This is a genomic window from Seohaeicola zhoushanensis (assembly GCF_014656415.1).
GTDB classification, from domain to species: domain Bacteria; phylum Pseudomonadota; class Alphaproteobacteria; order Rhodobacterales; family Rhodobacteraceae; genus Seohaeicola_A; species Seohaeicola_A zhoushanensis.
Map to the genome: position 1 here is coordinate 1 of NZ_BNCJ01000034.1, position 23,667 is coordinate 23,667.

General features: G+C 64.6%; 24 protein-coding genes and 3 pseudogenes. 19 read left to right on the top strand and 8 right to left on the bottom strand.

Translation table 11 applies throughout. The features are described 5' to 3' along the window. The 4 genes and pseudogenes from eno to IE266_RS24915 all read left to right on the top strand — a co-directional run. Positions 1-698, top strand: a pseudogene (eno, locus tag IE266_RS24900) (phosphopyruvate hydratase); the annotation flags it as partial. Positions 699-1,291: 593 nt separating this feature from the next. Further along, positions 1,292-1,567: pseudogene (locus tag IE266_RS24905) on the top strand (SCO family protein); the annotation flags it as partial. 116 nt (positions 1,568-1,683) lie between these two features. Then, positions 1,684-3,975 (top strand): heavy metal translocating P-type ATPase, encoded by a 2,292-nt coding sequence (locus IE266_RS24910; protein ID WP_189682845.1) that lies wholly within the window; start codon positions 1,684-1,686, stop codon positions 3,973-3,975. A gap of 12 nt (positions 3,976-3,987) precedes the next feature. Further along, a complete protein-coding gene (locus IE266_RS24915; RefSeq protein WP_189682846.1) occupies positions 3,988-4,455 on the top strand; it encodes a DUF411 domain-containing protein in 468 nt (155 codons plus the stop codon). Between the two features lie 92 nt (positions 4,456-4,547). On the opposite strand, the gene IE266_RS24920 is transcribed toward IE266_RS24915, so the two are convergent. From IE266_RS24920 to IE266_RS24940, 5 genes are read right to left on the bottom strand one after another with little or no spacing between them, the layout of a single operon-like run. Beyond that, complete coding sequence (locus IE266_RS24920; protein ID WP_189682847.1) at positions 4,548-4,973, bottom strand: rhodanese-like domain-containing protein; 426 nt, start codon at positions 4,971-4,973, stop codon at positions 4,548-4,550. A 42-nt stretch (positions 4,974-5,015) separates the two neighbouring features. Then, a complete protein-coding gene (locus tag IE266_RS24925) occupies positions 5,016-5,369 on the bottom strand; it encodes a DsrE/DsrF/TusD sulfur relay family protein (protein WP_189682848.1) in 354 nt (117 codons plus the stop codon). A 9-nt stretch (positions 5,370-5,378) separates the two neighbouring features. After that, positions 5,379-6,098: a DUF1499 domain-containing protein gene (locus IE266_RS24930; protein ID WP_189682849.1), complete on the bottom strand. Its 720-nt coding sequence runs from the start codon at positions 6,096-6,098 to the stop codon at positions 5,379-5,381. Further along, complete coding sequence (locus IE266_RS24935) at positions 6,091-7,401, bottom strand: MFS transporter (protein WP_189682850.1); 1,311 nt, start codon at positions 7,399-7,401, stop codon at positions 6,091-6,093. The genes IE266_RS24930 and IE266_RS24935 overlap by 8 nt, the downstream gene beginning before the upstream one ends. Beyond that, entirely contained in the window at positions 7,398-8,252 is an 855-nt protein-coding gene (locus IE266_RS24940; RefSeq protein ID WP_189682851.1) for a sterol desaturase family protein, read from the bottom strand. Before IE266_RS24940 ends, IE266_RS24935 begins: the two co-directional genes overlap by 4 nt. An 87-nt stretch (positions 8,253-8,339) precedes the next feature. Between IE266_RS24940 and IE266_RS24945 the strand changes: the two genes are divergently transcribed. The 5 genes and pseudogenes from IE266_RS24945 to IE266_RS24965 all read left to right on the top strand — a co-directional run bounded on the left by IE266_RS24945 (position 8,340) and on the right by IE266_RS24965 (position 11,430). Beyond that, a complete protein-coding gene (locus tag IE266_RS24945; protein ID WP_189682852.1) occupies positions 8,340-9,005 on the top strand; it encodes an ArsR/SmtB family transcription factor in 666 nt (221 codons plus the stop codon). A gap of 698 nt (positions 9,006-9,703) precedes the next feature. Then, on the top strand, positions 9,704-10,099 hold the full coding sequence (locus tag IE266_RS24950) for a BLUF domain-containing protein (protein ID WP_189682853.1): 396 nt from the start codon (positions 9,704-9,706) through the stop codon (positions 10,097-10,099). Positions 10,100-10,532: 433 nt separating this feature from the next. Continuing rightward, the gene (locus IE266_RS24955; protein ID WP_189682854.1) at positions 10,533-10,724 is read left to right on the top strand and encodes a hypothetical protein; all 192 of its coding nucleotides are present in this window, start codon (positions 10,533-10,535) and stop codon (positions 10,722-10,724) included. A 456-nt stretch (positions 10,725-11,180) separates the two neighbouring features. Continuing rightward, positions 11,181-11,291: pseudogene (locus IE266_RS24960) on the top strand (IS5/IS1182 family transposase); the annotation flags it as partial. Further along, entirely contained in the window at positions 11,284-11,430 is a 147-nt protein-coding gene (locus tag IE266_RS24965; RefSeq protein WP_189682878.1) for a hypothetical protein, read from the top strand. The pseudogene IE266_RS24960 and the gene IE266_RS24965, both read left to right, overlap by 8 nt. Before the next feature lie 349 nt (positions 11,431-11,779). Here the strand turns inward: IE266_RS24965 and IE266_RS24970 are convergent, their stop codons facing one another. Next, positions 11,780-12,745 carry a calcium/sodium antiporter gene (locus IE266_RS24970; protein ID WP_189682876.1) on the bottom strand — a complete coding sequence of 322 codons (966 nt, stop codon included), beginning with the start codon at positions 12,743-12,745 and terminating at the stop codon, positions 11,780-11,782. 203 nt (positions 12,746-12,948) lie between these two features. On the opposite strand from IE266_RS24970, the gene IE266_RS24975 reads away from it, so the two are divergent. Continuing rightward, positions 12,949-13,569: an exopolysaccharide biosynthesis protein gene (locus IE266_RS24975; RefSeq protein WP_189682855.1), complete on the top strand. Its 621-nt coding sequence runs from the start codon at positions 12,949-12,951 to the stop codon at positions 13,567-13,569. A gap of 35 nt (positions 13,570-13,604) precedes the next feature. Here the strand turns inward: IE266_RS24975 and IE266_RS24980 are convergent, their stop codons facing one another. Further along, the gene (locus IE266_RS24980; protein WP_189682856.1) at positions 13,605-14,072 is read right to left on the bottom strand and encodes a pentapeptide repeat-containing protein; all 468 of its coding nucleotides are present in this window, start codon (positions 14,070-14,072) and stop codon (positions 13,605-13,607) included. Between the two features lie 23 nt (positions 14,073-14,095). Then, positions 14,096-14,326: a TFIIB-type zinc ribbon-containing protein gene (locus tag IE266_RS24985; RefSeq protein WP_189682857.1), complete on the bottom strand. Its 231-nt coding sequence runs from the start codon at positions 14,324-14,326 to the stop codon at positions 14,096-14,098. Positions 14,327-14,865: 539 nt separating this feature from the next. Between IE266_RS24985 and thiC the strand changes: the two genes are divergently transcribed. The 9 genes from thiC to nadC all read left to right on the top strand — a co-directional run bounded on the left by thiC (position 14,866) and on the right by nadC (position 23,657). Beyond that, positions 14,866-16,650 (top strand): phosphomethylpyrimidine synthase ThiC, encoded by a 1,785-nt coding sequence (thiC, locus tag IE266_RS24990; protein ID WP_189682858.1) that lies wholly within the window; start codon positions 14,866-14,868, stop codon positions 16,648-16,650. Next, a complete protein-coding gene (locus IE266_RS24995) occupies positions 16,647-17,573 on the top strand; it encodes an FAD-dependent oxidoreductase (RefSeq protein ID WP_189682859.1) in 927 nt (308 codons plus the stop codon). Before thiC ends, IE266_RS24995 begins: the two co-directional genes overlap by 4 nt. Continuing rightward, positions 17,563-17,760, top strand: coding sequence for a sulfur carrier protein ThiS (gene thiS / locus IE266_RS25000; RefSeq protein ID WP_189682860.1), 198 nt, complete (start codon positions 17,563-17,565; stop codon positions 17,758-17,760). The genes IE266_RS24995 and thiS overlap by 11 nt, the downstream gene beginning before the upstream one ends. A gap of 3 nt (positions 17,761-17,763) precedes the next feature. Continuing rightward, positions 17,764-18,525 carry a thiazole synthase gene (locus IE266_RS25005; RefSeq protein WP_189682861.1) on the top strand — a complete coding sequence of 254 codons (762 nt, stop codon included), beginning with the start codon at positions 17,764-17,766 and terminating at the stop codon, positions 18,523-18,525. Beyond that, positions 18,522-19,130, top strand: a complete 609-nt coding sequence (locus tag IE266_RS25010; RefSeq protein WP_189682862.1) for a thiamine phosphate synthase — start codon at positions 18,522-18,524, stop codon at positions 19,128-19,130. Before IE266_RS25005 ends, IE266_RS25010 begins: the two co-directional genes overlap by 4 nt. Continuing rightward, positions 19,127-20,044 (top strand): ThiF family adenylyltransferase, encoded by a 918-nt coding sequence (locus IE266_RS25015; RefSeq protein WP_189682863.1) that lies wholly within the window; start codon positions 19,127-19,129, stop codon positions 20,042-20,044. The genes IE266_RS25010 and IE266_RS25015 overlap by 4 nt, the downstream gene beginning before the upstream one ends. Positions 20,045-20,182: 138 nt before the next feature. Next, entirely contained in the window at positions 20,183-21,235 is a 1,053-nt protein-coding gene (nadA, locus tag IE266_RS25020) for a quinolinate synthase NadA (protein ID WP_189682864.1), read from the top strand. 5 nt (positions 21,236-21,240) lie between these two features. Then, positions 21,241-22,809, top strand: a complete 1,569-nt coding sequence (locus tag IE266_RS25025; RefSeq protein ID WP_189682865.1) for an L-aspartate oxidase — start codon at positions 21,241-21,243, stop codon at positions 22,807-22,809. After that, positions 22,809-23,657, top strand: a complete 849-nt coding sequence (gene nadC / locus IE266_RS25030; RefSeq protein WP_189682866.1) for a carboxylating nicotinate-nucleotide diphosphorylase — start codon at positions 22,809-22,811, stop codon at positions 23,655-23,657. The genes IE266_RS25025 and nadC overlap by 1 nt, the downstream gene beginning before the upstream one ends. The last annotated feature ends 10 nt before the right edge of the window (positions 23,658-23,667 follow it).

Genomic DNA, 23,667 nt, shown 5'->3' on the forward strand with positions numbered 1-23,667 from the left:
TCGCCACCGGCGTGGGCGACGAGGGCGGCTTCGCGCCGAACCTGAGCTCGACCCGCGACGCGCTCGACTTCATCCTGAAGGCGATCGAGAAGGCCGGTTACAAGCCGGGCGAGGACATCTACCTCGCGCTCGATTGCACCGCCACGGAATACTTCAAGGACGGCAAGTATGTACTTTCGGGTGAAGGGAAAACCCTGACCTCGGACGAGAATGTCGCCTATCTCGCCGCGCTGGTGAACGACTATCCGATCATCTCGATCGAGGATGGCATGAGTGAGGATGACTGGGCCGGCTGGAAGGCGCTCACCGAGGCGCTCGGCAACAAGGTGCAGCTGGTCGGCGACGACCTCTTCGTGACCAACCCCAAGCGTCTGGCCGAGGGCATCGCCAAAGGCTGCGCGAACTCGATGCTGGTGAAGGTCAACCAGATCGGCACGCTGAGCGAGACGCTGAAGGCCGTCGATATGGCGCACCGCGCACGCTACACCAACGTGATGAGCCACCGCTCGGGCGAAACCGAGGACGCCACCATCGCCGACCTCGCTGTCGCCACCAACTGCGGCCAGATCAAGACCGGCTCGCTGGCGCGCTCGGACCGGCTGGCGAAATACAACTAGCTGATCCGGATCGAAGAACGACTTGGAGATAGTGCTCAGTATGCGGGTGAGATAGTTGTTCGCGGTCTGTCTAGAACATAGCGACATGACAGGGCGATCACCGACGAAACTAGGATCGAGCAAAGAAAAATTTACATAAATCTGATTATGCGATCTATACTAAATATATGTTTTAGATAGATTATTCGTCCTTTTCCTCCCTGTGGGCGAGCACCTGGCGGCACCGGACTATACGGTGCCGCCCTTTTTCAGATGGCAGTATGAAGGCCTGCAAACCCCGCAAAAGCTCTTGCTGGACGAAGATGTCTTTGAGGCTGACAGGGGTCCCTTGGTCTGGTTGTTGACACCCATTGCCGTGCAGTCAGCTGCAATACGCGCTTTGGCCGGGAGATTTTCTCTTTTGGAGCGTGCTCTTCAACGCGAATAACGGCGACCGATCGACCCCTCTGAGGCTTCTCGAAGGTAAATTTACATGTTAGCGTATGACATTGATATATAAGACAAACTGAAAGTTTCCCTACGTCACCTTGCGACTAACACTCCGGGGCTTTGTCAGGTTACCTGGCCCTGAGTGCTACGATCCGCCAACACGGTTTTCAGACGGCCAGATCTGCGGCATAGTCGGCACAAAGGCTGAACGCGTCAGACCTCACATGACGGTATGATCGGGCGAAGAAGCGAGGGCAGAATATGTCGGCTACTTCCACCCGCAGATCCGCGGCTGGACCGGCAGCCCTTCGGAGAGCGCGCGGACCGCGAACGGTTTTCGAGTCCGCTACGGGAAGTTCCCGCTAGAGAGCGGCGAGTATACAATGAAACGCACCGCCGGCGTGTTTCTCTTTGACGCCCGAGGCGTGGTCGTCAGCATCATCGACTACCACGAGCCCCGCGAGTTCGCGCTGCCGAAGATCCGCCGGGCGATAGCCGCACATGGTGGAGCCTCGAGCTGATGGTCGCTGCCGGCCAGCGGCGACCGACTTGCGAAGTGGTGCACGTCGCACTTGAAGCTACAGTTGCTGTAGATCCTATATCGATACCCGAACAGGAATCATGGCGGAGAATCATCATGGCCGACGGGAGCACAGGACTACGCGAATGGCGCGTGACGGGCATGGATTGCGGGTCCTGCGCTGCAAAGGTGCGGGGCGCGGTCGAGCGCTTGCCGGGCGTGGCGGATGTCGATGTGGCACTTATGGCCGAGCGGCTGCGGCTGACGCTCGACGAGCGTCAGACCTCTCCCGAAAGCATCGAGAAAGCCGTGCGCGGGGTCGGTTTCGGCATTGCGGCCAAGGGAGCCCACCCAGAGAAGCCCAAGGGTGCCTTCGTCCTGCCCGATGGTGCGTTTCCCAAGGCAGCGGAAGCCCCGGACCCCGAGGGCAGTCCCGCGGGAGACACTGAAGGGCCGCAGGAGGCACCGACACCGTCCTGGTATCAGACAGCGAAGGGGCGGCTCGTGATCGGCACAGGAGCCCTTCTGGCGGCAGCCTGGGCGTCCCGCCTCGTCTTTTCGGCAGAGATCGCCCATTGGACCTTCATCCTCGCCACGCTGATCGGGCTCGTCCCCGTGGCGCAGCGCGCGTTCGCCATGGCGCGCGCAAGGATGCCCTTCACGATCGAGATGCTGATGACGATCGCCGTCGGCGGCGCACTCGTGATCGGCGCGGCGGAAGAGGCCGCACTCGTCGTCTTTCTCTTCGCGGTCGGTGAACTGCTGGAGGGAGTCGCGGCCGGCAAGGCGCGCGACAGCATCCGCGCACTCTCGAAGCTCGTGCCGAAGACGGCGCGGCTCGAAGTGGGCGGACGCACGCGGGAGGTCCCGGCCGGCCGCCTTCAGGTCGGCCAGGTGGTTCAGGTCCGCCCTGGCGACCGCATGCCCTGCGACGGCGAGGTGATCGAGGGCACCTCGGGCGTCGACGAGAGTCCGGTGACAGGCGAGAGCGTCCCCAGCCTCAAGGAGCCGGGCGCGGCGGTCTTCGCCGGGTCGATCAATGCCGAGGCGCTCTTGCGCGTGCGGGTGTCGAGGTCGGCCGAGGACAACACCATCGCTCGCATCGTGCGCCTCGTGGAAGAGGCCGAGAGCGCCCGCGCGCCGACCGAGCGCTTCATCGACCGGTTCAGCCGGATCTACATGCCCGCGGTCGTCGGGGCCGCTGTCCTCGTCGCCGTCATCCCTCCGCTGGCCTTCGGGCTGGCCTGGGGTGAATGGGTCTATCGCGCGTTGGCGCTGCTGCTGATCGGCTGCCCCTGCGCGCTGGTCATCTCTGTCCCGGCGTCGATCGCCTCGGCGCTCTCAACGGGGGCGCGCAACGGTCTGCTGATGAAGGGCGGCGCGGTGATCGAGGCAGCGGCCCGCACGACCCATGTCGCCTTCGACAAGACCGGGACGCTCACGCATGGCAGACCCCGCGTGACGGACGTTTCGGTGCTGAGCGGAAGCGAGGACGACCTTATGGCGCTTGCCGCTGGGGTCGAGAACAGCGCGAGCCACCCGCTCGGACAGGCGATCTGCGCCGAGGCCGAAAGAAGGGGCGTGGACGCAGCGGCGGCGACCGGCGGCCGCGCGCTTCCCGGCAAGGGGGCGGAAGCGTCCATCGACGGCCTGACCATCAGCGTGGGCTCCCCACGGCTGGCGGATGAGCGTGGCGCACTCACGGGCGACCTGTGGACCCGCGTGGCGGCGCTGGAGGCCGAGGGCAAGACGGTGGTCATCGTGTTGCGCGAAGACGTGCCTCAGGGCCTCATCGCGCTCCGGGACGAACCGCGCGCCGATGCGGCCGTTGCCGTGGCGCAACTCCGCACGCTTGGCATCTCATCCGTGATGCTGACCGGGGACAACCCACGCACCGCGCAGGCCATCGCGGAGGGACTTGGTATCGCGCATCGCTCCGAACTCATGCCGGAAGACAAGGTCGCCGCGATCCGTGATCTGACGTCCGATGCGCGCGTGATGATGATCGGCGACGGGATCAACGATGCGCCCGCGCTCGCAGCCGCGCATGTCGGCGTGGCCATGGGCTCGGGCACCGACGTCGCGCTGGAGACGGCCGACGCGGCGATCCTGCGAAACCGGGTGACGGACGTGGCAGGCAAGATCCGCCTCGCCCGCGCGACCATGGCGAACATCCGCCAGAACATCGCCATCGCACTCGGGCTGAAGGCGGTCTTCCTCGTGACCACCCTTCTCGGGATCTCCGGCCTCTGGATCGCGATCCTCGCCGACACGGGCGCCACAGTATTGGTAACGATGAACGCCCTCCGGCTCTTGTTCTTCCGGCCCTCCGTGGCGATCGACACGTCGCAATATGCGAACCATGACAACGGAAACACGCGCTCCGACCGCGTATCCCCAACGACCTGAAAGGATATATTCATGACCCTCACCAGACGTGCCCTGCTGGCGATTGCCGCGAACTTCGCTGCGTCCGTTCCCCTCCCAGGAATGGCCCAGACTGCGCCCGCGATCCACGTGCTGAAGGACCCGAACTGTGGGTGCTGCACTGCCTGGATCGAGATCCTGAAAGAGGCCGGCTTCACCGTCACCACCGAGCGCAGTTTCGGCACCCTCCTAATCCGGCACAAACTCGAGAACGGCATCCCCCAGAACATGACCTCCTGCCACACCGGTGAGATCGAGGGCTACTTCATCGAGGGCCACGTCCCGCCCGCCGACATCCTCAGGCTGTTGTCCGAGCGCCCTGATGCCGTAGGGCTGGCCGTGCCGGGCATGCCCTACGGCTCGCCCGGCATGGGACCGGAAGAGAGCCGCGAGGCTTATGACGTGTTCCTAATCCGGCGCGACGGCAGCGCCGAGGTGTTCACGAGTTACGAGGCTGCGTGACCCTCCCCGGTTTGCTCGTGCTACCGCCCCTCGGCACCCGGACATAGGTACCTGTCGCCGCGACCTGAACTCCCAGGCGCGGTTCACGATGGTCAAGGCCGATAGGCAGCGTCCTGCTGCCAGCCGGTGAAACCCGACTGCATGACGACGACGTTCGACCGCCCCGCGACCCGCAGCGCGAAAGCGGCCTGCGCCGAGAGGCTGCCGGTGTTGCAGAACAGGATGGTCATCCGGTCCGAGGGGGTCTCGTCGATCCGGTCGAGAACCTCGCGCCACTCGATGTTGACGGCGCCGGGGATCGTGCCTTCCTCGAACTGGCTCGCATCGCGGGTGTCGATGAAGAGCGCCGTCTCGAAGACGCTCTGATCGATCTGCTGGGGCAGGATGATGCCGGCCTCGTACTCTGAGAACATCATGTATTCCTGCATGGCGTCGACGGCAGCATCCTGTGCCAGCGCAGGCGCTGCCTGCAGCCCGAGCGCGACGGTCGCCGCCGCCACAAGGTGTCTCAGGGTCATCTTGGGTCTCCTTCGTTTCGGATTTGTGTTCGTTGGCCGGCCTCAGAAAACCAGCATCTTGTCGGCGGCAAGTGTTGCCTCCGCCAGTTTGTCCATGGTGGATCGGCTCGCCCCCTCGATTACTTCGGCCTCCGTGAGGCCGCGCGCGTCCATGCCGGAGCCGCACATCAGGACACGTCCCTTCACCGTGAAAACCCGGTGGAGCATCCGCTCGATGTTGTAGAAGCCCTCGGGCGTCTTCTGCCCTGTCTTGGCGCAAAGCACCGCGTCGGCCATGAGGAAGACGGTGATTTCGGACTCGGGATCGCTCTTCGCCAGCGCGTAGGCCAAGCGCAGGCCGTTGAAGCTGCGCTCGGTGCCATAGGGTGGGTCGTTCAGCAGGATCAGGTGTTTCATGGTAGGTCCTCAGGTCCGGGCGCGCGTATCTAGATCGCCGAGATACGCTTCGATGCGCCGAGCGTTGGCGCCGCGGTCGATCTGGCCGAGGCGCGAGCGCGAGCGCATGTCGATGCGGGCGCCGGTATCGGTTTCCGTGACGCGGATCGCCACCTCATCCTCGAAGCCGAAGAGGCTGCTTCGGGCGATGGCCTCGATCTGACTCTCGACAGGGTCCGCCGACAGTACCTCCCAGCCGCGCTCTTCCACGAGGGCGAGCGCCGCGGCGAACGCCTCGTCTGCGGAGACCGGCAGGTCCAGCGGGCGCACGTCCGGATAGGCGGCGCGCTGCTGCTTGGCGTTCTTCGCGGGGTAGTCGCTCGGCGTGGCCGTGGACCAGAAGACCGGCGGATCTTCGGTGTCGGTCGAGATGTCGTTGATCGGCGGCGTGGTACGGGCGGCGATCTCGAAGGCCGAGCCAAGGCCCGCGACGGGCAACGACAAGATCAGTCCCAGCAGGACCGCGCCAGCGCCGCCCCTCCTGCGCCGGAGCCAAACCACCAGCCCGGCCAGCGCGGCGATGATGCCGGCACCCGCCGCCCAGGCGCCCCACCCGGCAATGTCATAGGCCTGCGGCCAGGGCCAGCCGCCCGCCCGGAAGCCCCAGACAGAGACAGCAAGAAGGGCGATTGAGGCGACGCCCAACACGATCGAAAGGTAGCCCAGACGGCGGACAAGAGTGTCAGGCATCTGCGATCTCCCGAGGGCTGGCGGGGTTCAGCCGCGGGTGGGTTTCTTCGGACAGCCAAAAGAGCACGGCGCCGGAGACGAACATGGAGACGGCTACGAACCAGAAGGCGGCTTCCGCCGCGCCCGTCAGGCTCGCGGCAAGGCCAAGGCCGAGCGCGCCGATCGCGTAGCCGAGGTCGCGCCAGAAGCGGTAGATGCCGATGGCAGTGCCGCGCCATGCGGGCGGGGTGATATCGGCCACCGCCGCCGAGAGGTTCGGGTAGAGGAGCGCCATGCCGAAGCCCGCCACCCCGGCCGAAACCGACCACCAGAGCGCGCCCGTGCCCAACAGCACCATCGCCACGCCCGCGCCGCAGATCCACATGCCGAGCACGTTTGGCCAGAACCGGCCGACATGATCCGACAGCCGCCCTGTGAAGAGCTGCGAGCCGCCCCAGACGAAGCCGTAGGTGCCGACGATCCAGCCAACCTCCGTCAGGGTCGCGCCTTGCGTCACAAGGAACACCGGGAAGAGCGCCCAGACCAGCGCATCGACGAACTTCTCCACGAGGCCCGCCTGGGAGATCGCAAATAGGCGGCGGTCACGCCAACTCATCAGCGCGAAGGCCTCGCCCGTGGTGGGGTGCTCGGACGCGCCCTGCGGATAGCGCGGCAGAGATTCCGGCGGCGCGGCCTTGTGCGCGGCGGTCTCGGCCTTCGCCCATAGCAGCGTGTCCTTGACCCATACGACCGTCAGGACCAGCGCCAGCAGGACCACGGCCATGCCGAAGACCAGCAACCCCGTCCGTGCGCCCAAGGCTTCGGCGGCATATGCGGTGAGGACGCCCGCGATCGCCACGCCGACATAGCCGGAGAACTCATTCAGCCCCATGGTGAGTCCGCGTTCCTCGGCCCTGGTGATGTCGAGCTTTGCGGTTTGCGTCATCGACCAGCAGAGCCCCTGATTGACGCCCAAAAGCACGGTCGCCGCGACGATCCAAATCCAGTCGGAAGCCGCCCAGATCATCACCGGGATCGGCAGCGCTACGACCCAGCCCCAGAACAGCACCCGCTTGCGCCCGATCCGCTCCGACCAGCGCCCGGCGACGAAGTTCATCACCGCCTTCACCGCGCCGAAGGCCACGACGAAGGACGCCAGCAGCAGAAACGAGCCGCGCTCAAGTCCGAACTCGCTTTCGGCCAGCGCGGGAACCACCGTGCGCGTCATCCCGATGGCGAAGCCGACCAGCATGACCTGGATCAGCTGATGCGAGACCTGCGCCAGATTTTCGCGGATGCCGTGCTGAAGGTCCCTCCCGGTCATTCGGCGGGCTCCTTCGTCGTGATGCGAGGGTCGAGTGCGTGGCCGCTGGCGGGTCCGCGCAAAGGCTGGACCAGCATCCGGTCGAGCCACAGGTCGCGGCGGTCGCGGAATTGTTCGATGCCGATCTCCATCACCTCATGTCCCTTGGCGGGCTGAGCGATGTAGGTGCCGAGCAGCCGGTCCCACCACGGCAGGTTGAAGCCGTAGTTTGAGTTGGTCTCGCGGGGATCGATGGAATGGTGAACGCGGTGCATGTCCGGCGTGACGACGAACAGGCGGAGGACACGGTCCACCGGGCGCGGCAGGTCGATGTTGGCGTGGTTGAAGAGCGCGGTGGCGTTCAGGATCACCTCGAACAGCAGAACCGCGACGGCGGGCGGTCCGAGCGCCGCGACCACCGCCAGCTTGATCCCCATCGAGATGAGGATCTCGACGGGATGGAAGCGCAGCCCGGTGGTGGCGTCGAGGTCAAGATCGGCGTGGTGCATTCGGTGCAGCCGCCAGAGCCCCGGCACCGCGTGGAACATCACGTGCTGCAGGTAGATCGCCAGGTCCAGGACCAGCATGGAGACGACAATAGCAACCCAGAACGGCAGGTCGATGTTGTTGAATAGACCCCAGCCACGCTGCTCTGCCATGACCGCGAGCCCGACCGCGATGATCGGGAAGGTCAGCCGCAGGATCGCGGTGTCGAGCACCACGAGCGCGAGGTTGTTCGTCCAGCGGATGACGCGCGGGATCTCTCGCCTGCGGCGCGGGGCCGCCACCTCCCAAAGCGCCATGGCCGCCAGGATGCCGAGAAAGGCGGCAAGGCGGATCGTCGGCTCGGCAACGAGGATGGTCTCGGACATGGGGTCTGGACTTCGGACTTGTGGGGCGCGATGGAAACGCTATCATTCAAACTATCGATTGAATGATCTATAGTTGGGAGCCGTCCTATGTCAATCAGCCCGAAGCTGGCTCTGCTCGAGGAATACGCGCTCGTTGCGCGCGCCCTGTCGGCGCCGGCCCGGCTGTCGCTCCTCGAACAACTCGCGCAAGGCGAGCGTGGCGTGGAGGCGCTGGCCGGCAAGACCGGCCTGACCATCGCCAACTGCTCGCAGCATCTCCAGCAGCTCCGCCGCTCGGGCCTCGTCACCAGCCGTCGTGACGGCAAGGCGGTGATCTACCGGCTGACCGACGCGAAGACGCTTGAGCTCATGGACCTGCTGCGCATCGTCGCGGAGCGGAACCTCGCGCAAGTCGAACGCATCCTGCGCGGCCTCTCGGGCGGCGAGGACGCACCGGAGCCCCTCAGCCGCGCGGACCTCGCCGCACGGCTCGCGGACGGCTCAGTCACCTTGCTCGACGTGAGACCGGCAGATGAATACGCCGCCGGGCACATTCCTGGCGCGCTGAACGCGACTCTGGCGCAGCTGGAGCAGATCCTCCCCACGCTCGCGCCGGACACCGAGATCGTCGCTTATTGCCGCGGACCCTACTGCGTCTACGCCCATCAGGCCGTCGCAACCTTGCGCCGTCACGGGCTCAACGCACGGCGGTTGGACGGCGGTCTGCCGGAGTGGCGCGAAGATGGAAGACCCGTGCTCATCGACGCGGGCTGAGTGTCTCTGCGCTTGAGCAAGCGCGCGCTTGGTCGCGCATCACGGCGTAATTCGCGAGCATCGTCACGACCGCCGAACCCTCCGGCAGCAGGGCCAGCTTCTCGGACGCCCGCGCCTGAAACTCACTGCTGTATTCGACGACCGCTACCGTCAGAACTGACCGTCGCGCAGCCGCTCAGCAAGCTCGTTGCGATCGCGAAGACTGCGATCTGCGCGCACAAAACCACATTGGTGATGAGTAAGGCTTTGTTGCGTAAATCAGCTGACGACCGAGCTTCCCCTTTCCCGGACAGACTAGCGGTCGTTGTCGGCCTGCACAGCCAAGGACTGCTTTACTGCCCTCCATGCAAAGATCAGTCGCGCTTCTGCCTCAGCTCCGGCGTCACCGGTAGATCCGGCACCGGCTCCTGGTGCCTCTCAAGCCTCTCCCTCACGATCGCCCACCGTGCCCGGACGCTCGGCGGACTTTTGATGCGACGGGAACAACTCATGGATCGGTGACGTTGCGCTTGTGACACATCCTACGCGCCAATCTGTGCCGAGATCGGCTTCGAGGTATGGCCGGCGCAAAAGATTTGAACTAGTTGCTCAATTAATAGGCGCGCGGCCAATCAGCCCGCCACATACGCATACTGCGCGGAGACCACCGGATTGTGGGATCCGCACCGCTTTTCCCCTTCAAATGCACGAGGCTCAGGATGAGTGATCTGTTGACCATTTCCTATCGAAGTTTGGCTCGCCTGCGCGAGCCAACCAGCCAGTTGCAGGCGATACTAAAGGAAAGCAGGCGCAGGAACGCCGAGCTCGGAATAACCGGTATCCTCTTGTTCGACGGCACCTACTTCATGCAAACGATTGAAGGCCCCCTGGACAACTCCGCCACCCTCTTCGCTCGTATCGTCGAAGATGGCCGTCATGACGAGGTTGTTCCTTTCGGAGTCGCGAAGATTGCCACACGGGCCTTCCCGGACTGGACCATGGAGCTGATCGGACCAGAGGTCACCGCTGATATCGTGCCCGACATGGAAGAATTCGATTTCACCGACAGACGGTTACGCCTGGTTCACAAGGCGGTCATGAATATCGCGGCATAGCCTTGTCCGGTCGGCAGTCCGCGGAGCCAAGGAAGGAAATTTCAGTTGGTAAAGGAAAGAGCGCACACTGTAGGGGGTGAACAACCACCGTCGTTGGGGCTCGGGTAGCATGTCCGGGGAGCGCCCTTTCCGGTTGAGAAACTAGGCCGACTATCTTTGCCGCGCAATACTCCGATACCCGCCATCGGCAGTTGAGCAGATCTTGGCCGCACCCATGGCTATGCTGACCAGGCGATCAGTCGCGCTTCTGTCGCATCTCTGACGCTACCGTTAGATCCAGCACCGGAACCTGGTGCGTATCGAGCCGCTCCTTCACGACCACCCACTGATCCTGGACGCCTACCGGCGTGCGCGAGGCTCCGCCGCCGAAAACGACGCCGCCACCACATCGCCCCATTTGGGTGTATGTTCCGGCGAGCGGAGGGACTCACTCATGCAGTATGACGAAATCACCTCGCCCCGACTTCAGGACGGCTACGAGGTCTATCCGGGCGAACGCATCTACTACAAGGGCACGGAAGTCACATACATGGGGGCCAGCAGACGGGAATGGACTATGATCGTCGTCGCTGACGACAATGGCGACCACGAACTCGCCAACCCTGAACACTGCCGGTCAGTTTAGCGGGTCGCCCAACAATCGCCGCATAAACGCCAATTCTCTGCCCTCCCTGCCCGCTACCCGGATCTAAACATTAATATGCCGGTGCGTTCATGGAAAAACTTTCGCCCGCGATCCTAATCGCGCTTGTCCTGATCATTGGCGTGATTCTCTATAAAAATAAGAACCCGCGCGAAGGTGTTCGCGCTGCGACAACGACCTCTATTATTCGTTGATCCCAACACACTGCCCCCAAGCTGCCAATTGCTTCCGTTCGGTAGTCACCAACATGGCCCCCGCAAGCACCGTCCGGCTATATTCATGGTCGCGGCGCGACCGCGTCTCGTTGCACACCTGATGCACTTGTAGCGGATGGCCAATGACCGCTTGGAGTCCTTCACGGCCTTTGATTTCAAGGGTCAAGATGCATTGATTTCAGTCGCCCTGCGTGGTTCACGGCCCGAAAAACGGAGCGGTGACATGAACGACCTTTACTGGCTGACCGACGAGCAGATGGCCAAGCTTTCCCCTTTCTTCCCGATGTCGCCTGGCAAGCCGCGGGTCGATGACAGGCGGGAGTTGAGTGGGATTGCTGTCGGCCTGGCTGATGGGCGGGTCACATTCAACCTATGTGCCGCTCACGGTGACGGACTATGTCGTCGCCATCACCGTCGGGATCCTCGCCGGGCTTACCGGCTGCGCGATCCGCCGCAGGGGTGCAACTGTTTGACGAACGGTCTGAACCCAGACTCGCCGCCGCGCCAATGCACGGCCCATGTTTTCGATCAGCCAATCTGCGTATGCGCCGATACGCGGTTCAGCGGGTAGTCAGTTAGAGGGTGCGGTTGTTGCAGGCGCCTCAGGTCCCTTGGTTACCGAGGTGTTACCCCAGACATAATATAGCCCGACAAGGACGATCAGAGCGACGACGACGATTACCCAGATTCTTTGCGACATGCGAGTTTCCAATCATGTCTTCCGCGAGGCCGGATAGCACTCGACTTCTGGCAGCATGAGCCTCGGAATGTATGATTTCAAGTGGTTTTGATTGTTTCAGCGGCTTCCGATTTGGACAGCTTTCAGACCGGAACACCTGTCGAGAACAGGAATGCCATGTAGATGGCGTAACCTGCCAACATCAATGCGCCTGCTACACGCCCGATCGTCTTCGTCGCGAACAGCACTGCAAGTAGCAGCAAGGCCGATCCCAGCATCACGGGCGCGTCAATCTCGCGGAACCGCGCCATAACCTCGATGGGTTGGACAACAACCGTGATCCCAAGAATTGCTAGAATATTGAAGATGTTCGAACCGATGACGTTGCCCAGAACCACGTCAGAATGCCGCCGGACCGCCGCAATTATGGCAGTAGCAAGCTCTGGAAGTGACGTGCCGACGGCGACCAGCGACAAGCCGATCACTGCATCCGGCACTCCGAAATCGCGGGCAATATTCACGGCTCCCTCGACCAGCAGGTCTGCACCGAACACCAGTGCAACGATGCCGCCGACCGCCAGCAACGGCGCAAGCCAGGGCCTCCTTAGCGGTATATCTTCGAACTCCTCGGCTTCATGTTGGAAGGCCTTCGACTTTCGGTCGCGCCTTTCCAGCCAGTAACTGGACAGCAGATAAGCAAGCATCAGGACCAACAGGACAATCCCTTCAGTCCTGCTGATGACCGTCCCCAAGACAAGCCCGAGAGCCGCGAGCGACACCAAGGAGGCAACAATCGCCTCACGCACTGCCGTGCGTTCCCAGCCGCATATCGGTGTTATCACTGCAGCAAGGCCAACGATCAGCAGGATATTGGCGATGTTGGACCCTACGACGTTGCCAAGAGCTATCTCGGGAGCACCGTTGAGAGCAGCATTCACCGAAACGAGCAACTCCGGTGTTGACGTGCCGAAGCCGACGATGACGAGACCAATCAGCAGCTTGGAGATGCCAAGGCGCTCGGCCAAGGCGACCGATCCGCGTACCAGTCCCTCACCACCCAGAAACAGAAGGATCAAGCCGGAGGTCACGAGGAGAAGATCATGAGACATTTGCTGTCCTGCCAGATAGCCACGGTTCACCGCGGCCTGTTCAACAAGAGTTTGGCCGGATCTAGGTTGCAGGTGGGCGCGATGAAATAGCCGTCGATGCTCTGCGCTGCATTTTTTCGCCTGCTCGGCCGCTGACGATCGCCAGCGATTGCAAACGCCCATTCGCACCCTCATATGCTTCACAGCCATGTGAAAGAGCTTCAATGCAGCGCGAAAACGGAGCGCGACGGCGACCATCCCTGTCGCTGCCGATCCTGCGAACCTCCCGCAGCCAACACCGAGACGGTTCACTGACGCTGGGAAACCTTTTGTCAGCGCTTGGCGAAAGATCCTTCGGTTGGGCGATCGTCGTGTTTTCGTTGATTACCTTGCTCCCATTGCCGCCTGGGTCGACGCTGGTCACGGCCTTGCCGCTCCTGGTGACGACGTGTCAGATGGCATTGGGCTATCGGCACGTGCGGCTCCCCGGACCTTTGGCACGGCTCAAGCTTGACCCCGGCAAGCTGAGACGCACGGTGTTGAGCCTTCGACCGATCACGCGCAGGTTGGAGCGCATCCTGACGCCCCGTTACTTGCCGCTCTTTGCGAGACGGAACGAACGGCTGTTGGGTGCCGCGCTTTTTGTGGTCGCCTTTGCTCTTTTTCTGCCGATCCCTTTGAGCGGTTGGTTCCCAGCGATCTCGCTGTTCGTGTTCGGCGTTGGCCATGTCGAGCGAGACGGGTTGGTCGCCATTCTGGGTCTGGCTTTGGGTGCAACCTCGGTTCTGCTGACCGCGGTGGTCCTTACATCTCTCGCCGCGGGTGCAGAAGCCATGATCCACTGAAGTGGTCGGCTCGAGGCTGGCGATAACTCACATGTTCAGTTGCAGTCGGTGTTTCCAGTAATGCCGTCGGGCATTTGGGTGAAGCAGAGATGAGCTTCGTCCAGGTCAGTACCTTCGAGGATGGCGTCCTCAAACACGGCGCCCGTCAGGTCGGCTCCATCGAGGGAGACGTTGATCAAAGTGGCACCCGTGAAACTCGCACCGCCAAGGTCCGCAGAGTCGAACGAGACATTTTCGAGCCTCGCATTGTCGAAGATTGCAATGTTCAGCTTGGCATTCGCGAAATCCACGCTGGTAAGTGTCGCCCCACTGAGGTCGAGACTCGTCAATCGCCGGCCCTCCAGGTCCAACTCCTTGAAATCGCAACCTTCGCAGCGGCCCAGAGAGCGAAGCTGCTGCTGATCGTTTGCTTCCTGGCCGATCGCCGTCAGAGGGAATGCCAGCAGACCTCCAGCCAACAGGATCGACGTCACCGACAGGGTGGTTTCAGAGATAAAGCGCATGTGATCCACGAAAGAAAACCCGCTCAAAAGTCGAACAAGTCGCCGAGAAACGACTCCCGCTTCTTCTTGTAAGGGGGCGAAACCTGCTCCTCGCGCGCATGCCGCGGTTCGGGGGCCACAGGCGCGGCTCGCTCGATTATCTTGTCCAGTTCGCCCCGATCGAGCCAAACGCCTCGACATTTCGGGCAATAGTCGATCTCGATGCCGCTACGCTCAGCAATCACCAGAGTTGCTCCATCGATGGGGCATTGCATGTGGTTGGCTCTCCTGTGGTCTCGGACCATTTTCGGATCGGACTTATGCGCTCCGCCATTTTTTCCAAGCGGGTTGGCGATCAACTCTTCGAAAAAGGGACGAACATGAACCACTCGTATCGGTCACGAGGCGCTGCCAGTGGGGCGACAGCGGTCTCTTCTTTCTCAATACCGAAGCCAACTTCGAGACTGGCGCCGAAATCCGGGACCATGTTCAGGCTAGGATGGAGCAGGAATGGTCAAATGTTCCAACCTGTTGATTTGGCTTGACAGAGAGTCCGAACATTTCTTTAAGTGCCGCCACGTCAGGGGAGTCCCGCCCAGGGGACTGAGAGGCCGACAGGGGGAAACCCCGGTGAAGCGACCCTTTGAACCTGACCCAGTTGATGCTGGCGTAGGAAGACCGAAGGGCATTTCCGCAACCTGTGACATGGGGCGGCCTTTCGGGCCGAAGGGCCCATTGCGCGCGACGCGCCGGGGCCTGGCGGCCCCTTTCTGCCGAAAGTCTCACTTGGGTCTCATCGCAAGAGGAGACCGAGATGAAAGACACCATACCGACCATCACCACCGGCGCCCTGCCGGCCTCGCGCAAGATCCATGTTGCGGGGAGCTGCCATGCAGTCCGCGTGCCCATGCGCGAGATCGCGATCTCGAACGAGGCGCCGCTGGTGATCTACGACAGTTCCGGCCCCTATACGGACCCCGAGGCGCAGATCGACGTCGCGCAGGGCCTGCCGGAAACCCGGGGCGGCTGGCTTCAGGCGCGCGGCGATATCGAGGAGTACGAGGGCCGGAGCGTCACCGACGCCGACAACGGATTTGCCACCGGCAGCCGCCTGACGCCGCCCTTCCCCGTCCGGCGCGCCCCGCTTCGGGCCGTGGGCGAACGGGCGGTGACGCAGCTCGCCTATGCCCGCGCCGGCATTGTCACCCCGGAAATGGAATTCGTCGCGATCCGCGAGAACGAGGGCCGGCTGGATGCCTGCCAGCGCGACGGTGAGGGTTTTGGCGCCGAACTGCCCGACCTGGTGACCCCGGAATTCGTGCGCGCCGAAATCGCGGCGGGCCGTGCGATCATCCCGGCCAATATCAACCACCGCGAGTTGGAGCCGATGATCATCGGCCGCAACTTCCGGGTGAAGATCAACGCCAATATCGGCAACTCGGCCGTCACCTCCTCGATGGAGGAAGAGGTGGAGAAGATGGTCTGGGCGATCCGCTGGGGTGCCGATACGGTGATGGACCTCTCGACGGGGCGCAACATCCACAACATCCGCGACTGGATCATCCGCAACGCGCCGGTGCCCATCGGCACGGTGCCGCTCTACCAGGCGCTGGAGAAGGTCGGTGGTATTGCCGAGGACCTGACCTGGGAGATCTTCCGCGACACGCTGATCGAACAGGCGGAACAGGGGGTGGACTATTTCACCATCCATGCCGGCGTGCGGCTGCACATGATCCCGATGACCGCGAAGCGGGTCACGGGGATCGTCTCGCGCGGGGGCTCGATCATGGCCAAGTGGTGCCTGCACCATCACCGCGAAAGCTTTCTCTACGAGCATTTCGAAGAGATCTGCGACATCTGCCGCCGCTACGACGTGAGCTTCAGCCTTGGCGACGGTCTGCGCCCCGGTTCGATCGCCGATGCCAATGACGAGGCACAATTCGCCGAACTTCGGACGCTGGGCGAGCTGACCAAGATCGCCTGGGCGAAGGACTGCCAGGTCATGATCGAGGGGCCGGGTCACGTGCCCATGCACAAGATCAAGGCCAACATGGAGGAACAGCTGAAGCACTGCCACGAGGCCCCCTTCTACACGCTCGGGCCGCTGACCACCGACATCGCGCCCGGTTACGACCATATCACCAGCGCCATCGGGGCGGCGATGATCGGCTGGTTCGGGACGGCGATGCTCTGCTACGTCACGCCGAAAGAGCACCTGGGCCTGCCCGACCGCGACGATGTGAAGACCGGGGTCATAACCTACAAGCTCGCGGCCCATGCGGCGGATCTCGCCAAGGGGCACCCCGGGGCGCAACGGCGTGACGATGCGCTGTCCCGAGCGCGGTTCGAGTTCCGCTGGGAGGATCAGTTCAACCTCGGGCTCGACCCCGATACCGCCCGCACGATGCATGACGAGACGATGCCCGCACAGGCGCACAAGGTCGCGCATTTCTGTTCGATGTGCGGGCCGAAGTTCTGCTCGATGAAGATCAGCCACGACATTCGCGCCGAGGCCGAAAAGCAGCAGGGCATGGAGCGAATGGCCGAGAAATTCCGCGAGGGTGGCGCGCTCTACATCCCGGCGGAGCCAGCGGAATGATCTCGGTTCTCGGGGCCGGGGTGGCGGGGCTCTGCGCCGCCACCGCGCTGGCCGAGCGCGGTCTGCCGGTCGAGATTGTCGAGGCTGTGACACCGCCGGTTTCACGCCTTGCGGGCGGGATGCTCGCGCCCTTCTGCGAAGGCGAGAGCGCCCCCGAGGTCATCGTGACGCGCGGCCGGAGCGCAATCGAATGGTGGCGCGTCCGCGCGCAAAGCTTCGTGCAACGCGGCACCCTGGTGGTGGCCGCGCCACGGGATGCCGGCGAGCTCGACCGGTTTGCCCGGGCAACGCGCGGCCATGCCAGGATAGACCCCGGCGATCTCGAACCCGAGCTCTCGGGGCGCTTTGCGGTGGGGCTGCATTTTGCCGAGGAGGCGCACCTGGACCCCTGCGAGGCACTGGCCGCACTGCGCGGCGGGCTTGCATCGCGCGGTGTCGCGTTCCGCGACCGCCCGTCGGGCCGCATCGTCGATTGCCGCGGCATGGCCGCGCGCGACCGGCTGCGCGACCTGCGGGCGGTCAGGGGCGAGATGCTCGAACTGCTCGCGCCCGACGTCACGCTGACCCGCACCATCCGCCTGCTGCATCCGCGTTTTCCCTGTTACATCGTCCCGCGCGGACATGGCCGGTTCATGGTTGGCGCAACCATGGTGGAGAGCGCCCGTGACGGGGCGGTGACGGCGCGCGCGCTGATGGAACTGCTCTCGGCCGCCTGGACCGTGCATCCCGGTTTCGGCGAGGCCGAGGTCCTCGCCACCGGGGCGGGGCTGCGCCCGGCCTTTCCCGACAACATCCCGGCGCTGCGTCACGAAGACGGGCGCATCCACCTGAACGGCATGTACCGCCACGGCTTCCTGATGGCGCCCGTGCTGGCATGTGACCTCGCCAACAAACTCTCGGAGGACATGACCCATGCGCATTGAACTCAACGGCAGCCCGGTCGAGACCGGATCTTCCACCCTGGCCGATCTCATCACCGAGCGCGGCTTCCCCGAGGCCGCCGTGGCAACGGCGCTCGACGGCGTTTTCGTGCCGCGCAACGCCCGCTCCGGCACCGCGCTGACCGCGGGCGCGCGGGTCGAGGTGCTGACACCGATGCAGGGGGGCTGAGCGATGTTCTACGGCATTGAACTGCCAAGCCGCCTGATGCTCGGCACGGCGCAATACCCTTCGCCGCAGGTGCTGCGCGACGCCATCGCGGCCTCGGGGGCCGCGGTCATCACCGTGAGCCTGCGCCGCGAGGGGCGCGAAGGCGGGGCCTTCCGCGAGATCCTGACGGACAGCGGCTGTCGCCTGTTGCCGAATACGGCCGGCTGCCACTCGGCCCGCGAGGCCGTCACCACCGCCGATATGGCGCGGGAGGTCATGGGCACGTCCTGGATCAAGCTCGAAGTCATCGGCCACGCCGACACGCTCCAGCCCGACCCCTTCGCCCTGGTCGAGGCCGCGCGGATCCTCTGCGCCGAGGGCTTCGACGTCTTTCCCTATACCACCGAGGACCTGATCCTCGGAGAGAAGCTGGTCGAAGCGGGCTGCCGGGTGCTGATGCCCTGGGGCGCGCCCATCGGATCGGGCCAGGGGCTGTCGAACCGCGCGGGCCTTGCGCGAATGCGGGCGCATTTCCCGGACATCCCGCTGGTGATCGACGCCGGCATCGGCGCGCCAAGCCAGGCGGCCGAGGCGATGGAGATGGGGTTCGACGCGGTGCTGCTCAACACGGCTGTGGCCAGCGCCCGCGACCCGGTTGCCATGGCGCGGGCCTTCGGGCAGGCGGTCGAGGCTGGGCGAACCGCCCAAGCCGCCGGCCTGATGCCCAGGCGCGACATGGCGCGGGCTTCGACCCCGGTTTTCGGCATGGCGGAGCTGTTGGCATGAAGCTCGACCCCTTCTACCTGATCGTCGGCCACGTTGACGAACTCGAACAACTGGTGCCGCAGGGCGTACGGCTGGTCCAACTCCGCCTCAAAGAGGCGGAGGAGGAAGAAATCCGCCGCCAGATCGCACGCGCGCGCGACATCTGCGCCTCGTATGGCGCGCAGCTGGTGGTCAATGACCACTGGCAGGCCGCAATCGACCTTGGCTGCAACGCGGTTCATTTGGGCCAGGAGGACATGGACAGTGCCGATTTCGCCGCCCTGCGCCGGAAGGGAGTATCCTTCGGTCTCTCGACCCATGACGAGGCCGAACTTGACCGTGCTTTGGCATACGGCCCGGCCTATGTCGCGCTCGGCCCGGTCTATCCGACCCGGCTGAAAAAGATGACCTGGGCGCCCCAGGGGCTCGACCGGGTCCGGGACTGGAAAACGCGGATCGGAGACCTCCCTCTCGTCGGCATAGGCGGCCTGACGCCCGAACGCCTGCCGGGGCTGTTCCAGGCCGGCGCCGACAGCGCCGCCGTGGTCACGGATATCCTGCAGGCCGACGACCCCGGCGCCCGCTGCCGTGAATGGATCGCCCAGACGGAAAGGTATCGCCGATGAGCCGCTACGAACGCCAGACCCTCCTGCCCGAGATCGGGCCGACCGGACAGGCCAGGCTTGCCGCCGCCCGCGTCCTGGTGGTCGGGGCCGGTGGCCTCGGATCGGCCGTCCTGCCGTTGCTCGTCGGCGCCGGGGTCGGTCATATCCGCCTGGCTGATCCGGATGTGGTCGAAGTCGGCAACCTGCACCGCCAGACGATGTTCCGGATGTCGGATATCGGACACCCCAAGGCCATGGTCGCCGCCGAGTCCCTGGCCGGTCTCAACCCCGACTGCAAGATCGAACCCCTTGTCATGCGCCTTGATCCGGGATCGACGCCGGGCGCACTGGACCGCGCCGATATCATCGTCGATGCCGCTGACAGTTTCGCGGTCAGTTACGCCCTCTCCGATCTCTGCGAGGACGCGAGGCTTCCGCTGATCAGCGCCTCGGTGCTGGCACGGCGCGGCTATGTCGGCGGCTTTTGCGGCGGCGCACCCAGCTTGCGCGCGGTGTTTCCCGATCTGCCGAACCAGCTTGGCAGTTGCGCCAGCGATGGCGTGATGGGCCCTGTCGTCGCGACCATCGGGGCGCTTCAGGCGCAGATGACACTGGCCGTTCTGCTGGGCCTCTGCCCCTCACCGCTGGGCCAGCTCATGACGCTCGACCTGGCGGACTGGCGGCTGGGAGGCTTCCGCTTCGATGGTGCGACAGACACATCGCACCGGACACCTGCCGTGATCTCGCGAAACGACATCGTTGCGGGCGACCTGGTGGTCGATCTGCGCACGGGGCCGAACGCCCAACCACGACCCAAACCCGGTCAACGTGTCGTATTCCTCTGCACCACAGGCCTGCGCGCCTGGCGTGCGGCAATGGCCCTGCACACTGCGGGCCATCCGTCCGTGGCAATCGTGGGTGATGGCGGATGTTAGCGCATGACATTGATATATATAAGACAAAGCATCGCTTGCCCTTACGTAACCTTGCACCTAACACTCCGGCACCTGGCCCGCTGGCGTACCGACTTACCGTTGCTCGACGGCCTGAAACAACCTGAGGAATTCCCGCTCTTGCTCGACCAGATCGCGCTGCGCGCCGAACTCGCCGATCACTATGATCTTTCCCCTTCAATCGAGATAGCCGAGGCCAACGCCCACCTCTATGCCCGCATGAAGCGGACCGTCGCACCGCCCGACTGGGCGGTCTTCGCGCCCTACGTCGCGGCGATCAACCGGCTCAAGGCCGAACGCAGCGCGGTGATCCTGGCGCATAACTACATGACGCCGGAAATCTACCACGGTATCGCCGATGTGGTTGGCGACAGCCTGCAACTGGCAATCGAGGCCACCAGGGTCGAGGCCGATGTGATCGTGCAATGCGGTGTGCATTTCATGGCCGAGACCTCGAAGATCCTGAACCCGGCCAAGACGGTGCTGATCCCCGACCCCGAGGCAGGCTGTTCGCTGGCCGAGAGCATTACGCCCGAGGGCATCGCCGAAATGCGCGCGCGCTTCCCCGGCGCGCCGGTCGTCAGCTACGTGAACACCACCGCCGAGGTGAAGGCGGCTTCGGACATCTGCTGCACCTCGTCCAACGCGGCCCACATTGTCGCCGCGCAAGAGGCCGACACTGTCATCATGACGCCGGACAAATACCTTGCGCAGAACGTCGCCAAGCAGGTGCCCGGCAAGCGCATCGTCTGGTGGGACGGGGCCTGCATCGTGCACGAACGCTTCACCGCGCAAGATCTTCGCGACTTTCGCAGCTGGAACCCCGAGACCCGGATCATCGCGCATCCGGAATGCCCGCCCGAGGTGGTGGCCGAGGCCGATTTCTCCGGCTCGACCAGCGGGATCATCGATTATGTGGAGCGCGAGCGGCCGGCCAAGGCGATGCTGGTGACCGAATGCTCGATGGCCGCCAATATCTCGGACGCCCTGCCCGAGATCGACTTCGTCGGGCCCTGCAACATGTGCCCCTACATGAAAAAGATCACCCTCGAAAAGGTGCTCTGGTCGCTGCACACCATGCAGGGCGCGGTCGAGGTCGACCCCGAGATTGCCACCAAGGCGCGGGTTGCCGTTCAGCGCATGATCGACCTCTCGCGCAAGCTGGCGGCCTGACGACCATGAAGGTGATCGATACCGGCAGGGTCCTGATCGTGGGCGCGGGGATGGCCGCGCTCTATGCCGCGCTGAAGCTTGCGCCGCACCCCGTGCTGATCCTCTCGCCCGAACCGCTGGGCTGCGGCGCCAGCTCGGCCTGGGCGCAGGGCGGTGTGGCCGCGGCGATGGATCCGCGCGACAGTGCCGCCGCCCATGCCCGCGACACCATCCTTGCCGGCGCCGGATCGGTCGACCCGGAAGTGGCAGATCTGGTCACAGCCGAGGCGCGGGCGCATATCCTCGACCTGACCGCACTGGGCGCTCCCTTCGACATCACGGCGACCGGGCAATACGTCCTGTCGCGTGAGGCGGCGCATTCCTTTGCGCGCGTAGTGAGGGTGCGCGGCGACCAGGCCGGGGCCGAGATCATGCGGACCCTGGTGGGCCTGGTGCGACGCACCCCTTCGATCCAGGTGCTGGAAGGTGTCCTGGCCACCGGGCTGCGAGTGGAGGCAGGCCGCGTCACCGGAGTCGAGATTGCCCGCTGCCATCCCGTGCAATCGGCCCCCTGCCTGGTGCGCGCGCCGGCGGTCCTGCTCGCGGGCGGAGGATCGGCCGGGCTCTATGCCCTGACCACCAACCCGCCCCGCATCCGCGGGGAGGTGATCGGCATGGCCGCCCGCGCCGGCGCGGTGATCGCGGATGCGGAGTTCGTGCAGTTCCACCCGACCGCCATCGACTGCGGTCTCGATCCGGCGCCGCTGGCCACCGAGGCCCTGCGCGGCGAGGGGGCGACCCTGGTCAACGCCCTGGGCGAGCGTTTCATGCTGGACATCCATCCCGATGCCGAGCTTGCGCCGCGCGACATCGTGGCCCGCGCGGTCTATGCCCAGGGCCAGGCCGGCCTGCACCCCGTTCTCGACACCCGCGCCGCACTGGGAAACCGCCTATTCGAAGAGTTCCCGGCCGTGGCCGAAGCCTGCCGCAGGGGCGGCATCGACCCGCTCCGCGACCCTATCCCGGTCGCCGCGGCCGCGCATTACCACATGGGCGGGATCGCCGCCGATGCCGAGGGCAAGAGCTCGCTCCCCGGTCTCTGGGCCTGCGGCGAGTCTGCCTCAACGGGGCTCCACGGTGCCAATCGCCTTGCCTCGAACGGGCTGCTCGAGGCGCTGGTCTTCGCGCGGCGCTGCGCGCAGGACATCACCAGGGACATGGGCCCTACCCCGCCGACGGCCCCGTTGATCGCCCTGCCCGATCTGCCGCCTGCAGCTTCGTCCGACCCCGCGTTGGTTGCCCGCTTACGCCGTGCCATGACCGATGGCGCAGGGGTGATCCGCACGGCAGCCGGCCTGGCGCGAACGCTTGACGAGATCCGCGCTGTCAAGACTGCCCAGCCCGATTGCGCGCCACTGCTCAACATGACTGCCACCGCGCGGCTGATCGCTTCGGCTGCGCTCGACCGAAGGGAAAGCCGTGGCGCGCATTACCGCGCCGACTTTCCGACACCGGACTGCGAAACCGGCCGACGTTCTTTCGTCTACCTCACGGACGCCTTGGCTTCGCGACACTCCGATAGACTGGACGCTTGATGACCCACCCTCCTCTGCCCGACCTGATCCTCGAACCATTGGTGCGCGCCGCCCTGTTGGAAGACCTCGGCACCTATGGTGATATCACCACGCGCACCGTGATCCCCGCTGGAACCCGCTATACCGCGCTCCTTCAGGCGCGAGAGGCCGGTGTCGCTTCGGGGCTGCAACTCGCGGCCCTGGCCTTCCGCCTCGTCGATCCCGGTCTGACCGTCACGGCCCATGCCGTCGATGGCGATACCATCGGCCCCGGCAGCCTGCTGATGGAGATCACGGGCGAGGCCGCCTCGATCCTCTCGGCCGAACGGGTGGCTTTGAACTTTGCCGGGCGGCTCAGCGGCATCGCCACGTTGACCGCAGCCTTCGTCGCCGAGACCCAGGGCACCGCTGCCCGCATCACCTGCACCCGCAAGACAACGCCCGGCCTGCGCCTGGTCGAAAAGCAAGCCGTGCTGCATGGCGGCGGCTTCAACCACCGCTTTTCGCTGTCGGATGCCATCCTCATCAAGGACAATCACATTGCCGCAGCGGGCGGCGTCCGGCCTGTGCTGCAGGCGGTCAAGGCCCGCGCCTCGCACATGATCCGCACCGAGATCGAGGTCGACCGCCTCGACCAGCTGGCCGAGGTGCTCGACGAGGGCGGAGCCGATGTCGTGCTGCTCGACAATATGACGACGGAGATGATGATCGAGGCCGTGGCGCTGAATGCGGGCCGTCTCATCCTCGAAGCCTCGGGCAACATGCGCCTGGAGCGCGTGGCCGAGGTCGCGGCAACCGGGGTGGACTACATCTCCTCGGGCGCGCTGACCCATTCGGCGAGGACGCTCGACCTCGGCCTCGATTTCTGAAGCGTCGGAT